Genomic DNA, 14,723 nt, shown 5'->3' with positions numbered 1-14,723 from the left:
GTAGAAGTAGAAGTAGAAGTAGAAGTAGAAGTAGAAGTAGAAGTAGAAGTAGAAGTAGAAGTAGAAGTAGAAGTAGAAGTAGAAGTAGAAGTAGAAGTAGAAGTAGAAGTAGAAGTAGAAGTAGAAGTAGAAGTAGAAGTAGAAGTAGAAGTAGAAGTAGAAGTAGAAGTAGAAGTAGAAGTAGAAGTAAAAGTAAAAGTAGAGGTAGAAGTAGAAGTAGAAGTAGAAGTAGAAGTAGGAGTAAGAGTAGTGTTCAATTGAGTAGCTAGCTTTACCAAATTGATGTAAAAAGTACAGCTAATCTAGCCGTTTAGGAGGGGATTTAGCAATTAAATGGAAAAAATACATCTAATTTATGATAGAATGGCGGATTGGTGGATTGTTGAGGGAATTAACTGTAGAAAATCCATTTATTGCTCCAAAAGGGCCGAAATCAGCAGTAATAACAACATAAAATCCATCTAATTTATTTGTGGCGGTGGAGGAAGGTTTGTGCTCAGAATGAAGAGGTAGCCTTACTACAATGCCATGACTCACAAATCGATCTACTTGCATATAGACAGCTTTGGCCGGAGCTTATAACGCAGAAAAAGAAAAAACTGCAAATATGCAGTTTTTTCTTTATTCGAGCACGTGAAAAGTATGCCTTTTCACAACTATTTCTCACCTGGAAAATTCCCTCAAATGTTCATTGCACTCACACGCAATTGACTCAAATCCACTTTGTTCCCCGTTGGATCACTGATCTGCACGGTTACTTGCTCGCCAGCACGCAAATCGAAGAAGTTGTCGCTGAAGCGAATGTTGCCTTGTGGCAGATCGAGCTTCACCATACGTGCATGTGCACCATTGGCCGTAATATGCACGGCTTGCGTTTCTGAATCAACATTCACACTGAGCGCAGTCGTTGGGAACTGCAGATCCTTCTGATCACGTAAGTAATGAAGGTTATCTGGCGCTGCCCAGTCTGTCGTATGAACGCGGGCAACAACTTGCTCCGCAGGCAAGCCATTTAATACTGTAGCTTCAGGCAAGCTTCCCAGTTGGATCGCAGCATTCGCCGCTACAGTTGCCTCGAACGTATGCGTGAACACGATTTCTCCAGAGAAGTTATACACGGTTATGTGAACTTGTCCTTTTAACGCATCCAACGTATCGTTGACAGCCCACACATGCAAATCCTGCCCAGGCTCGTGATCGATAGAGAGCAGAAGCGGATGATAGAACTTGGTCGCATAGTAATAGGAAGCTTTGGGTAGCAATTCATAATCAATGAGCGACCAGCTTGTGCCAGGCCAGCTATCGTTCAACTGCCAGATGAGCGAGCCGCTTGTACGGTGTTTGTTCCGACGATAATGCTCAATACCATACTTCAAGCCTTCGGCTTGTGTCAGCATGGAGAAGTTCATATACTCCTCAATGTTGGTCGGAATACCGGTGTATCCTTCCATAAGCAGAATACCTTTTTGGTGATTGGTATCTTTATTGCGATAAGCCATTTCAACACTGTTCCAGTAGAATTGGCCATTTGGAATGTTTTTCTCCAACGTGTAACGATTGGCAGAGGCGTGCATACCGAATTCGCTGCTGAAAAGGGTGAAGTCTTTTTTGTAGTTTTTGAACGTGACGCCTTGAATGCTATAGTCTAGCAAAGGCACATCGCCGACTTTACGCGGATAAACGGAACCATGCCACACCTGCCAGTTATGGCGGTCACCGACGTCAGGATCGTTGGCATCATTGCCCCCAAATGGGGAGGATGGCCAGTAAGCACGACTGTCATCCAGCTCCTCAAGCGCATCAGGAATCAGCTCGTGGTAAATGGTTTCGCCGTAGAACGGGCAATCAATGTCGCCGCCAGCCGTTTTCATATCAACCAGCCAGTCAATTTCGTTATTCCCGCACCAGAGGGCAAGGGAAGTGTAATTGCGCAAGCGCTTGATGTTGTAGATCACTTCACGCTTCACATTCTCCATGAAGTCACGGTTAAAATCCGGGAACAACGCATTCGCGAAGGCAAAATCCTGCCAAACGAGAACGCCGCGCTTATCGCACTCCTCATAGAAGACATCCTTCTCATAGATGCCGCCGCCCCATACGCGAAGCATGTTCTGATTGGAAGTAACAGAAAGATCAATCAAATCTCGATAGCGTTGGTCTGGTATGCTTCCGATGAAGTGATCCGCCGGGATCCAATTCGTACCTTTGGCAAATAGTTTGACCCCATTGAGTACAAATGCGAAGGCATTCTGACCATCGCCATCCTTGAGTTGCAGCTCAATTGTACGGATACCAAACGGCTTGCGATACGCATCCACTTGCTCACCGTTAGCATAGAGAACAACTTCCAGCTCGTACAAGTAAGGTTTGCCGAGGTCGTGTGTCCACCATAGCTGTGGATCAGCGACTTGTAGTACAAACGATTCCGATGAGCTAACATTCCCGCTCGCAGAAGCAACGACTTGACCAGCCGCATCCACTAAACGAATGTCACACGATTTCTGTACACCTTTGCGGAGCGTTATCACGTCAACATCCACATTAACTTCCGCACCAGTATCACTGATCGAACATGTTCTAGCAAAAACACTATCCAGCTTCGCGCGGCGGTAACGTTCAATGAAGACTTTGCCCCAAATACCCACAGTGACCATGCGTGGACCCCAGTCCCAGCCGAAGTTCATTGCTGCTTTACGCAGCCAAGGACGTTCTTTCGTATAGGAAGACCATTGGAACAATTCTTTATCTTTATTATGCAGGTGTAAAGGATCGAATTTAACGGCAATTGAATTTTTGCCATCTTGAATAACGCGTGTTACATCAAAAGTGTGCGCCATCAACATGTTGCTCGTAGTTCCAATCTCTTTCCCATTCACATAAATCGTAGCAAACGTATCCAAACCTTCAAAGGTTAGTTCATGCTTTTCTTTCTCTTCTTCTGCATCCCCTAAGGAATACTGGAAAGAGTGACGGTACCACCATTCTTTCTGTTCGATCCAGCGGCTCTTCGCGTCATTATGACCGAAATAAGGATTCTCAATCAATTCTCGTTCAATGAGGGCGGAATGGACATCCCCAGGAACCTTCGCTGTGATCCAGAATCGATCGTCTAACCAAGCTGCCGCGACTTCAAGTGGTCGAACTTGTCCGACTTCGAACTGCTGCAATCGCCATAATCCTGATAATTCCATCTATGATTTCTCCTCTAACACCATGATTTTTTATACTAATTTTGAAGGTGAAGCAGCAGGGTGAAGGACTGCTTCCTCTCGGTACTCGCTTGGCGTTTTGCCAGTAAATTTCTTGAACACTTGGCTGAAATATTTGATATCTTCAAATCCGACAGAGCTTGCGACATCGGCAATTTTGGCAGGGGATACGGTTAGAATTTCCATGGCACGATTAATTTTTTGACGTGTCACATAGTCACCAAACGTAATGCCGGCTTCCTTTTTAAACACTTCGCTCAAATGATTCGGATGCAAATGCACATATTTAGCAACCTGCTGCAAGCCAACATCCCTCCCCAAATTCTCATGAATGTAGGCCATAGCTTTCTGTGTATGTGTGGCTTGTCCGCCACCCAAACGATGATGATACAATTCCATAAGGGTCAACAAATATTGAAACAAAGCGTCCTTCAGCACGATATCCCGTTTGACGACGAAAGCGACATTTTGGTTATCCAGTGCACCCTGGCGGCCAGTAGCCGTCAATACACGTTCAAGCCAACGATGTGCGGTGAGTGCAGCAGATCGGACCAACGATTCAAGGGATTCGATCGTCATCTGCGGGTCGTTCAGTTCCGATTGCAAATAACGCTGAACCCAGTTCTTCAATGCGACGGAGTCATCATCCAGCAGGATCGAAGAGAGCTCAAGCTCCTCTTCATGGGTACAGACCGTTTTGCCGCCTTTTCGACTAACAATGTCCGTATATATAAGAATAGATTCATCAAGGTGATGTTTATAGCTATAAGCATAGTCCGCGGTAACATACGATTTATATAAATCGGACTGTTGGAGAACGACCTCGCCGATGGATATACTGACTTTGCATTTGAGCAGCCGCTCGATCTTTTGTTTGGCAGATTGGGGATGATCGAAGAAATCGGATGCACTGGTTTTGGGAAGTGCCACGACGATGCGTTGCCTGTAAATTAATGTTTCACAATGCAAAATGTCGTGAAGCATATTGTCTACTGCGAAAAGAAGCAGTGAAATTTCCGCGGAGGTATCTCCCCATCCTTCGGCGGTAACAACGTAGGTTTGAAATTTGGATTGCTCATGTTCATTCGAGAGAAATAAGCGAGGAAGGTAGTCCGGCAGCATCTCTGCATCAACTGCGGCAGTTTCTCCCTCAATAATCCAGCGTTCAAACAAGCGATTGCGAACTTCTTTATTCTTATAGAGATCCTGATTGAGATGCTTCCATTTATCCTCAATACGCTGTTTGACTTGGAGGACGGTCTTCATAATCTCTTCGGGTCGACTGGATTTCAAGAGATAGTCACTGACACCTTGCCGAATCGCTTGCTGTGTATACATGAAATCATCGTACCCAGAAAGGATAATTGTCTCGATATCGGGTATGATTTCTTTCGCTTTAGTGGCCAGTTCTAACCCATTCATATGCTTCATACGGATATCCGTTAATAAAATATTCGGGCGTTCCTCTGGCATGCGACGGAGTGCTTCTTCCCCTGAGGCAGCAGGCTTGAGCAGCTCAAGTCCGAGCTCTTTCCAATTAATCACTTTAGCCAAGCCTGTTCGGATGATGACCTCGTCATCAACGATCAAGATTTTCATGGTTATCCTCCAAAACTGGGATCGCGAATGACACACACGTACCCTCATTTAATCGGCTTTCGATCTTGATTCCCGAATCAAGCCCATAATGTAATTGCAAGCGTTCATGCACATTGCGCAGCCCATAACTTGCATCATTGGCTTCCATGCCTTCAGCAGGGTATAAACTTTCAGTAACCTCTCGCAATCGTTCTTCGGTCATTCCGAGGCCATCATCCATGACCTTAACATGCATAGAATTGCCCTTCAGCTCGAGATAAATGGAAATAACCCCGGGCTCCTCTTTCATCTGAATGCCATGAATCATCGCATTTTCAACCAAAGGTTGAAGCAATAATTTCAGCATGAACCGATCATGAAGACGGGCGTCAACCACGTAGTCCACGGTAAATTCATCCGGGAATCGGATGGATTGAACCTGCACATAATTGCGAATATGGGCTAGCTCCTGTGAAACCTTGCAGTATTCTTTCCCTTTATTTAAGCTGAAACGCAAGAAATCACTTAAGGCGCCGACCATTTCTGCGATGCGATCCTCTTCTTGGAGTAGAGCAATCCAATGTATGGAAGACAGCGTGTTATAGAGGAAATGTGGATTGATTTGGGCTTGCAATGCGCGCATGTCCGCTTCTTTTTTGCGTGTTTCATTGTGTATGAGCTGCTTTTTCAAAGCTTCGATATGTGTGCTTAACAAATTGTAGCTGCCAGCTAGTCGGCCAATTTCATCTGATGTGTATACCGGATAGAGGGGTAAAGGTTCATCAGGGTTGATTTTGGTTAACAAGCGGGTTAACGATCCGAGAGGCGTGGTGACCTTACGAATAACGAATATAGTGAGTAACACATTGGCAAGGACAGAAATCGCCACAGCAACGGCAGTTAGTTGCAAAATGTATCGATTCTGAGCACTGTATAGTTTCGATGGGATCATGCCAACAATCGTCCAGTTGATGGTTGGTTCTCGGTAAAACAGAATGTTCTGTTGTGAGTTCCCGGTACCTAACGTCCATACGCCGGTAGAATGGTCACGGACGCGATCGGTTATGCCGGGGAACAAGCGATCGGCTTTCTCTGACAGCCAACTCTTGGAGGTGGATGAGATGATTTCATCTCGATCATTCAACAAAGCGACTTGACCATAGCCATCAGCTAATTGTGGAACTGACCATATGCGAGACAGCGCCTGCTCATCTACAGTGATGGACAGCCAGCCAAGTGTTTGGTAGGTATTCATCGCGCGCAGCGGTCTTATGAAGGAGAACACTTCACGGTTCCCTAAATAATTCTCAATGTGGTACAAGCTTGTCCACATCTTGTCTGTAATCTGTTTAATGACAATTTCTTGCTCCAAACTTGAGTTGTAGATTGTAGAGGTAGACAGCGGTGTCGTGTTATTGCTGGGATAAATAGTGATATTTGAAATGTAATCTTTGGTATATACCAGATTGGTCATCAATCCAAGGATTTGCGATTGGGCATCCAAGTTCTCATCGGATCTCTTCAAATACGATTGAATGTCCCGTTGCCCGATGAGGAAAATGGACATATTCTCAACATCCTTCAGGATGAACTGCAATTTCGCATCCATTTGAGCGAGGGAGTTCAAGCCCGCTTGCTGCGCTTTATCCTTGGTAATATCCGACGAAGTTGTAAAAGCGAATGTACCCAGAAACAAGAGGGGGATTAATGTTGTGACAAGCATAATGAAGGATAGTTTACGCTGTAAGGAATAGCCGAACCACTTGCGCAACAGATGTCATCTCCTAACTCGTTGTCTGGATCATGGAAGTTATTGAAGTCAATTAGCCTTTAACAGCTCCCGCGGTCATCCCTTTCATAACTTGCTCTTGGAAAGCCAAGTACACAGCGATTGTTGGAATAACGGCGATCGTCATAGCGGCTAGTGTTAAACCGTAGTCGGTTTGGTAACCATCAGCGAAATTCGCGATGCTTAACGGTAATGTTTTTAAACTGCTTTTGCTAATAAAAACAAGGGCGAACGAGAAGTCATTCCAGAAATGCAAGAAGCTGAGAATGACGACAGTTGATAGAGCTGGTAATGAGATTGGCAGCATAATACGCCAGAATACACCCCAAAGCCTGGTTCCGTCAATATAAGCAGCTTCTTCGATTTCTTTGGGCACGGAAGCCAAATAAGCGGTAAGAACGAAGATGGCTGTCGGTAATGCGAAAGCCGTATAAGGCAAGATGAGAGCCCAGTACGTGTTCAACAGTCCGATTTGTTTCATAAGTATAAACAAAGGTACCAACGTACTATGAATAGGGATCAGCATCCCAATGACGAAAAATGCCAGAATAATGCCCTTGAAGCGGAATTTGATTCGAGCTAATACATACGCTGCTAAGGAACTTAGAAAAAGGGTAAGTGCGAGTGAAACGAGTGACACAATAACCGAGTTGAGAAAAGCCGTCCCCATCTTGGATGCTTGCCATGCGGTTACGTAGTTTGAGAATTTCCATACTTGGGGCAGCCCGAACGGATGGTTAAAGAATTCGCTATTCGTTTTGAAAGAGGATATAACGAGCCAAAACAAGGGATAGAGCGTGAGAATGGCATACAAGGTTAAGAATGTCCATAATGCGCCTTGTTTCCATACTTGAAACGAGAACTTCCGAGTTGTCGCGGTTGATTTTACTTGAATGGGAATTGAAGACATAGTCAGCTTCCTCCTTTCATTATCCTTTGGATTTACGGCTTGTTGCCCATTGGCTGATCCCAATGAAGATAAGGGAGATCAAGACGATCGTTGTCGAAATGGCGCTGCCAAACCCATATCGATATGAGGAAAACGTCGAATTGTACATATACGTAGCAAGTAGTTCTGTGGCGTGAGCAGGTCCACCCTTGGTCATGACATACACGAGATCGAAGGATTTCAAGCTGCCAGAAATACATAGGATGATGGCAATTTGCACAGTGCTCCACATCATAGGCAGGGTAACGGAGAATAATTTGCGAGCTCCTTCAGCGCCATCGATTTGTGTAGCATCGTGGATTTCACCAGGAATATTTTGAAAAGCAGAGATGAAAATAATGAGATATAAACCGACAAAGCTCCAAATCAGAGGAGGAGCTAATGCGAAGATAGCAATCTTAGGATCTGATAACCATTGCAGCTTCCAAGATTCTAAACCTAACTTCTCGAGGAGAAGGTTCAGGATACCAATTTGGGGGTGATAAATGTATTGCCAGATCATTCCGATTACAACGGAAGACATAACCATCGGGACGAAGACAGCAGAACGGATGAACCGTTGTAACGCATTGCTTTTATGCAAGAGAATAGCTAGGATGAGAGCGACCGGCAGCTGGCCGAACACAGCAACAACAAGAAAAATAAGGTTATTCTTTAAGGATGTCCAAAAAATAGGATCATGAATAATTTCTACATAGTTTTTCAAACCGATAAATTTCGCTGTACCAATACCTTTCCAGTCGAAGAAGCTATAATAGCCTGACCAGAGAACAGGAACAAACACAAATAAGGCGTAAACCAGAATCGCAGGAGCAAGGCTCATAAAAACAAACCTGCGGACGTAAGCAGCATTCATCAATCTCACTTCCTTCATGTATGAAATTAGCCAGCCCTGCCACAGATGTGGAGGGCTGGTTGTACGATAATGATTTATTTGCCTAGTGAAGCCGCTTGGGAGTCTTGAATCTTCTTAGCGATCGCTTCGGCGTTTCCACCCATGAGAAGTTCTTGCAGACCGTTATTGATAACTTCAACTGCAGCGGAGCTTAGTTTAGCATCATAAACTGGCGTGATTTTTGTTGTTTTCATAAGATCGTTAAGTTCAACGAATAATGGATTTGCTTTGGAAGGATCAAGTTCAATTTTGTAGCTAACCAATGTGGAGCTGTTCAATGTAGCTTGTTGCCCTTCAGGACCAGATAGCGCGTAGAATAATTTTTGAGCGGCTTCTTTCTTAGCTCCTGTCAGTTTCTTGCTAACGCCAAGACCAGTTCCAACGACACCTGAAGTGGATTGAGGATCACCTTTACCACCTGCGATGGAAGGCATTAAAGCGATATGCGTGTTAGCAAGCAAATCTTTCGGTGCATTCTGAACGACGTCAGCCATTGCCCATCCACCATCAATGAACATCGCTGCTTTACCTTGATAGAACAATTGTCTCATTTGGTTCTGATCAATACTGTTAAAGCCATCTTGGAATGCTTTGGCGTTGCTTAGTTCTTGTAATTTTTTCAAAGCTTGAATAAATTCAGGGTCTGTAAACTTCACGCCGTCTTGCTTAGCTGCTTTAAGGAACCAATCGGAACCTGTCATACGATCAGCAAGTCCGCTGAAAATCGTGGATTGCGCAGCCCAGTTCGCTTTGTTGCCAAGCGCGATCGGAATGATTTTGTTGTCGTTGAAGGTTTTGACAGCTGCCATAAGCTCGTCCCAAGTCTTAGGAACAGCAACTTTGTATTGATCAAGCAGCGCTTTATTGTAGTAAATAAAGGAAGTTGGCGAGAGATTCATAGGTACGGAATAGATTTTGTTATCTACCGTATATCCCTCTAAAGCGCCTGGAATGAAATTGTTCTTCCATTCTGGTTTGCTGTCCAAGAACTCATTGATCGGTTGAAGCAAGTTACCGCTAACGAATTCCTTCGTCATCGCATCTGGCCACATGACGAATAGGTCAGGCATTTCATTGGCAGCTGCAACGGTTTTTAGACGAGTTTTCAAACCGTCGGTAGGCAAACCTTCAATTTCCAAAGCGATGTCTTTATTCTGAGCTTGGAAATCATCTAGAATTTTACGCATAGCCACAGCTTTCGCATCTTGACCAGACCAGTTGTGCCAAATGGTAAGCTTTACTTTCTCACCCGCAGTGCCTTTATCTGCTGAGGCGGCTTCCTCGCCATTGCCACATGCGGATACAAGAACAGTTGTTGCAAGTAAAGCTGTAGAGATAAGTGTTAGTTTTTTCATGTTCGACCTCCTGATTGATTGACTCTACTTTATTCTAAAGATTTTCACATGTTTCGTAAGGTGAACAGGATAAGGACCAGGGTAGAAAATGATCGGATATCGGATCCGTTATTCTTCAGCATATCCATAAGTAAGGTAGAATAAGGCAAGGTGGTCGTTACAGTTAAAATATCCCAATACCTTAAGTAACTCTCCTAATCTCCTTAAGTTTACCGCTTTCATTAAAAGCCATATTTTTCTATGATGGAGATACCAACTACGAGTCAGCATCCTACATTGTAAGATGAGAGGGTGATCGGAGCAATTATGTAATCGCTTACCGAAAGAATGTGGAGCAGGATAGATCGTTTCTAATCTAAGGGAGGTATACAATGCGTAGTTTGAAAAAAATGGTTTCATCTGTCTCGATGATGGCAATCGTTCTTAGTTTGTGGAGTCCTGGTGTTTCGAGTGCAGCAACTCCGATTGGAGATGCCAATTCATCCATTTTTGGTCCCAATGTGTATGTGTTCGACCCCGACATGCCGGCAGCTGACATTCAGAGTGCTGTCAATGCGGTATTCACAAGACAGGAATCCAATGAATTTGGAACGGAACGAGATGCCTTTCTTTTTAAACCGGGAACGTATAATGGCAATTACTTTATTGGATTTAACACACAAGCTTCAGGCCTTGGGCTCAATCCAGATGATGTGTTGATCAATGGTGGACTGAATGTGAATGCAGATTGGGATAATGGGAATGCAACTCGTAATTTTTGGCGGGGGATCGAGAATCTCAGTATTAATCCGACCTTCAATTATACACCACCAGCACCAGCGCATTTCTCGGCAGGAACGACCCAAATCGCGGTTTCTCAAGCTGCACCACTCAGACGTTTACATATTAAAGGGAAATTGAATTTGTTCGATTTCGATGCTGGATGGGGCGCTGGATGGGCAAGTGGCGGCTTCCTGGCGGACTCCATCGTAGATGGTCAAGTAACACCAGCTTCTCAGCAACAATGGTTCTCGCGGAATAGTCAATGGTCGAGTTGGTCCAATGGGGTTTGGAACATGGTGTTCGTGGGTGACAAGAATACGCCAACTGGAAATTTCCCGGATCCACCCTATACGGTTGTTGAGAACACACCTGTTATTAGAGAGAAGCCGTATCTCTATGTGAACAATGCAAACGAATATCAAGTTTTCGTCCCATCCCTGTCTCAGAATACGCAAGGGGCAAGCTGGGCGAATGGCGCAACACCAGGAAGTTCCATCAGCATCGATCATTTCTATATTGTACGCGCGGATGTACCAGCGACAACGAGTGCTGCGAATATAAATGCTGCATTGGCGAATGGCAAGAATTTGCTATTTACGCCGGGAATTTATCACATTGATGATACGATTCGTATCAATAACCCGAATACAGTTGTACTAGGCATCGGGATGCCAACGCTGATTCCAACGACAGATAAACCAGCTATGACAATTGCTGATGTGGATGGTGTCAAGCTGGCAGGCTTGCTATATGAAGCGGGACCTAATGCAACCTCATCCTTATTGGAAGTCGGTCCAACTGGAAGTTCATTGGATCACTCCGCTAATCCAACTTCGTTGCACGATCTATTCTTCCGTACGGGAGGCGCAGTCGTTGGTAAGAATAAAGCGCAAATGACGATTAACAGCGACGACATTATCGGTGATCACTTCTGGATGTGGCGCGCAGACCATGGCGCTGGTGCAGGATGGACAGAGAATGTTTCGACGAATGGCCTCATCGTGAATGGCGATGATGTCACCTTATATGGTTTATTCAACGAGCATCACAATGAGTATCAAACCCTATGGAATGGGAACGGTGGCCGTGTTTATTTCTACCAGTCCGAAATTCCGTACGATGTGCCGAATCAAGCAGCGTGGATGGACGGAAGCAAGAATGGGTATGCCTCTTATAAAGTAGCGGATACAGTCACGACTCACGAAGCTTGGGGACTTGGCGTATACTCTTATTTCCGAGATGCAGCTGTGAAGCTGGAAAATGCCATCGAAGTACCGAATGCGGCAGGGGTCAAAATTCATCATGCGACGACGATTTGGCTGAATGGTACAGCAGGCAGTGAAATTACGCACATTATTAATGGTGTCGGCGGCCGTGTTTATGGCACTTCTGGCAGCTCGCAACGGCAAACAATTAATTTCTATGGAACAGATACAGGGGATACGGAAGCACCAAGTGTGCCTACGAATTTGGTTCTCAAAGAGACGGCCGCACATAATCGTGTCAAAATAGGGTGGACGGCTTCCACAGATAACCTTAATGTCACAGGTTATGAGGTATATCGGGATGGGACGCTTGTTGGTCATACAACGACAGCGGAATTCCTCGATACGACGGTCAAACCACTGACGACGTATAGCTACACAGTGAAAGCCAAAGATGGCGGCGGCAACGTTTCCTTGTTAAGTGCGGAGTTAAGTGTAACAACGCCGAAGAGAGCTTTGGATCGCTCAGCTTGGACAGCGACCTCAACATCAGCAGATCCAGTCGCTAATCTCATTGATGGTGATATGGGGACGCGTTGGAGCGCAGGCAAGCCAATGTCGCCTTCACCTGAGCAATCATTCACGATTGATATGAAAGTCCTCACGAGTATTAACAGTATTGAGATGGATTCCACAGGCAGCAATAATGACTATGCGCGGGGATATGCGCTATACGTTTCTAATGATGGCGTGACTTGGGGCAGTCCGATTGCCACGGGAGTAGGTAGCAACAGATTAATTTCCATTGATTTTGCTCCGCAAGTGGCTAGATTCTTTAAAATCGTGCAAACGGGAACGAATTCCAGCTGGTGGTCTGTTCATGAGGTGAGAGTGTACGGTTCTGTACCTGCATCAGCTTCGATTGAAGGGCCTGCGACAGTTACAAGCGGGCAATCTTTTGACACTACGGTGAGTTTATCTGATGTCGTTTCCAGCGTGTATGCCCAAGATATTCAATTGTCATATGACACAGGAGTGCTTGAATTTGACTCAGTGGAATCTTTGAATCCTGCCATTACGATTATTGGTCAAAAGGTTGAAGGGGGACATATTCGCATTCTGACAGCGAATTTGACAGGCGGGGATGTCAACGGACCGTTGCTGACGCTTCACTGGAAAGCGTTAACCCCAAGCGATGATGTGTCGACAACGATTGTATTAGACAGTCTTGCCCTCGCAGATTTGCAGACAGCAACGAACCTGGGCGCGGCTTCCGAAGTCGTTTTGGTGAAAGCAATTGTTGATCTGTCCATCTTGAACGCGAAGATTAGCACCGCACAATCCTTGCATGATGCCGCAACAGAAGGGTACAGCAGTGGTCAATACGCGCCAGGAGCGAAAGCTGCCTTGCAGGCTGCAATCGATACGGCAAGAAGTGTCGCTGCGAATCCAGCGGTTACGAAACCGCAAGTGACGCAAGCATTAGCTAATCTGCAACAAGCTTTAGACATCTTCGACTCGTTGAAATACGTTGGTGATCCAGGAGATCTGAATAATGACGGCATTCTCTCCGTCATAGATTTGGCCAATGTAGCAGCAGCTTACGGCAAAACATCCTCAGATACAGATTGGGCGACATTCAAGAAAGCTGATTTCAACAGGGATGGCAAAGTGGATCTGGTTGATTTGGCTGCTGTGGCACAACGCATTCTGCAACAGTAAGGGTTAACAGGTTACCTATCGCCCGCTATGATACATTTCGTATAGTTTCATGGCGGGCGATTTTCAATTTCATAGAAATAACTTGTATCATATTGTGTGTGCTCATTGCTGAAGGAGGACATCGAACATGGTTTTGGGGAAATGGTTGAAAATAAGCATCGCACTCGTCTTCTTCATAAGTTGGATTGTTCCTACAACGGGTTGGGCATCAGAGGCCGAGGAGTCAGGCACGTTTACGATGAAGGTTTCATCGCTCTTACCGAATAAAGGTGACACGATTGAAGTCATCATTACTGGCCACGCATTGAAAGATGTCTATGCTTTTGAAATGAATATGGCGTATGATCCTACAAGGTTAACATTCATAGATGCGAAATCCGATGCTCCTGGTTTCTCCGTTCCGGCGATTGTCAAACAGACCAATATCCAACTCGCACATACTAAGGTGGGTCAAGGAAAAGGCTTAGAAGGGGAGCACACCCTATTCAAACTGCATTTTAAAGTAATTGGGAACGAGAGCAATGAACTCACATTAAAGAGTGTGAAGGTTGTCGATTCCAACCTCGTGAGTACCACCAAGCTGATGAATATGCGTACAGCCCTCAACAACCACAATCCGTATGCTTTCGATGATCTTGATGGATTCGAATGGGCGATAGATGCGATTGAAGCACTGGCGGTTAAAGGAATCGTGAACGGTACGGGAGATCGACAGTTTAGTCCGGGCTCAGCGGTGACTCGCGCGGATTATGTCGTGCTTTTGATGAGAGTGTTAGGATTGAAGGGGACGGTTGGCGAGTCTTTCGAGGATGTTGAAGATGGCGTTTACTACGCGGAACCTGTAGCGATTGCAAGGGAATTGGGGATCGTGCAAGGAGATGAAGGGAATCAGTTCCATCCGCAAGCATCTATTACAAGAGAGGATATGATGGTTCTTACGGACCGAGCCATACGCGTCTCCAAGCAACTGACGATGAGTGGTAATGAATCTGATCTTACAGCTTTCGAAGATACCTTGTCGATTTCAGCGTATGCGGTCAACAGCGTTGCTACTTTAGTTGAAATTGGACTCATCCATGGTTACGCGAATGGGATCCATCCCAAAGAGACAACGAATCGCGCACAAGCTGCTGTTTTAATTTATAATTTATTGGCATACTTGAAGTAATGACTTCATGTTGAAATGGACCTTGAGGCACATGTCTCAGGTCTTTTTTCTTATCTATCCAAGCATTGCTGTCGCTATATTGCAATATTTG

The 14,723-nt window shown here is 45.1% G+C and carries 9 protein-coding genes; 3 read left to right on the top strand and 6 right to left on the bottom strand.

From position 1 onward, the window contains the following. On the top strand, window positions 1-261 hold a 261-nt coding region (locus AC58PV_RS29745; RefSeq protein ID WP_497436443.1), incomplete at its 5' end, for a hypothetical protein. A 419-nt stretch (window positions 262-680) separates the two neighbouring features. Here the strand turns inward: AC58PV_RS29745 and AC58PV_RS29740 are convergent. From AC58PV_RS29740 to AC58PV_RS29715, 6 genes are all read right to left on the bottom strand, one after another. After that, entirely contained in the window at window positions 681-3,191 is a 2,511-nt protein-coding gene (locus AC58PV_RS29740; RefSeq protein WP_497436441.1) for a glycoside hydrolase family 2 protein, read from the bottom strand. A 30-nt stretch (window positions 3,192-3,221) separates the two neighbouring features. Further along, the gene (locus tag AC58PV_RS29735; protein WP_497436439.1) at window positions 3,222-4,808 is read right to left on the bottom strand and encodes a response regulator transcription factor; all 1,587 of its coding nucleotides are present in this window, start codon (window positions 4,806-4,808) and stop codon (window positions 3,222-3,224) included. Beyond that, complete coding sequence (locus AC58PV_RS29730; RefSeq protein WP_497436438.1) at window positions 4,789-6,558, bottom strand: cache domain-containing sensor histidine kinase; 1,770 nt, start codon at window positions 6,556-6,558, stop codon at window positions 4,789-4,791. Before AC58PV_RS29730 ends, AC58PV_RS29735 begins: the two co-directional genes overlap by 20 nt. Window positions 6,559-6,610: 52 nt before the next feature. After that, window positions 6,611-7,486 carry a carbohydrate ABC transporter permease gene (locus tag AC58PV_RS29725; protein ID WP_441991262.1) on the bottom strand — a complete coding sequence of 292 codons (876 nt, stop codon included), beginning with the start codon at window positions 7,484-7,486 and terminating at the stop codon, window positions 6,611-6,613. Between the two features lie 19 nt (window positions 7,487-7,505). Next, the gene (locus tag AC58PV_RS29720) at window positions 7,506-8,381 is read right to left on the bottom strand and encodes a carbohydrate ABC transporter permease (RefSeq protein ID WP_068663847.1); all 876 of its coding nucleotides are present in this window, start codon (window positions 8,379-8,381) and stop codon (window positions 7,506-7,508) included. A 74-nt stretch (window positions 8,382-8,455) separates the two neighbouring features. Further along, the gene (locus tag AC58PV_RS29715) at window positions 8,456-9,775 is read right to left on the bottom strand and encodes an extracellular solute-binding protein (protein WP_497436435.1); all 1,320 of its coding nucleotides are present in this window, start codon (window positions 9,773-9,775) and stop codon (window positions 8,456-8,458) included. 371 nt (window positions 9,776-10,146) lie between these two features. Between AC58PV_RS29715 and AC58PV_RS29710 the strand changes: the two genes are divergently transcribed. After that, window positions 10,147-13,464 (top strand): pectate lyase-like domain-containing protein, encoded by a 3,318-nt coding sequence (locus tag AC58PV_RS29710; protein ID WP_497436433.1) that lies wholly within the window; start codon window positions 10,147-10,149, stop codon window positions 13,462-13,464. A 127-nt stretch (window positions 13,465-13,591) separates the two neighbouring features. Beyond that, window positions 13,592-14,632, top strand: coding sequence for an S-layer homology domain-containing protein (locus AC58PV_RS29705; protein WP_497436432.1), 1,041 nt, complete (start codon window positions 13,592-13,594; stop codon window positions 14,630-14,632). The last annotated feature ends 91 nt before the right edge of the window (window positions 14,633-14,723 follow it).

Source organism: Paenibacillus sp. J22FR83, from assembly GCF_059691955.1.
Note: the sequence above shows the minus strand (reverse complement) of the source record. Positions and strands in the feature narration are given on the sequence as shown.

Excerpts from the sequence above, each read along its gene's own strand:
- AC58PV_RS29740 (WP_497436441.1), bottom strand. The coding sequence starts at position 3,191 with ATGGAATTATCAGGATTATGGCGATTGCAGCAGTTCGAAGTCGGACAA.
- AC58PV_RS29735 (WP_497436439.1), bottom strand. The coding sequence starts at position 4,808 with ATGAAAATCTTGATCGTTGATGACGAGGTCATCATCCGAACAGGCTTG.
- AC58PV_RS29725 (WP_441991262.1), bottom strand. The coding sequence starts at position 7,486 with ATGTCTTCAATTCCCATTCAAGTAAAATCAACCGCGACAACTCGGAAG.
- AC58PV_RS29720 (WP_068663847.1), bottom strand. The coding sequence starts at position 8,381 with ATGAATGCTGCTTACGTCCGCAGGTTTGTTTTTATGAGCCTTGCTCCT.
- AC58PV_RS29715 (WP_497436435.1), bottom strand. The coding sequence starts at position 9,775 with ATGAAAAAACTAACACTTATCTCTACAGCTTTACTTGCAACAACTGTT.
- AC58PV_RS29710 (WP_497436433.1), top strand. The coding sequence starts at position 10,147 with ATGCGTAGTTTGAAAAAAATGGTTTCATCTGTCTCGATGATGGCAATC.
- AC58PV_RS29705 (WP_497436432.1), top strand. The coding sequence starts at position 13,592 with ATGGTTTTGGGGAAATGGTTGAAAATAAGCATCGCACTCGTCTTCTTC.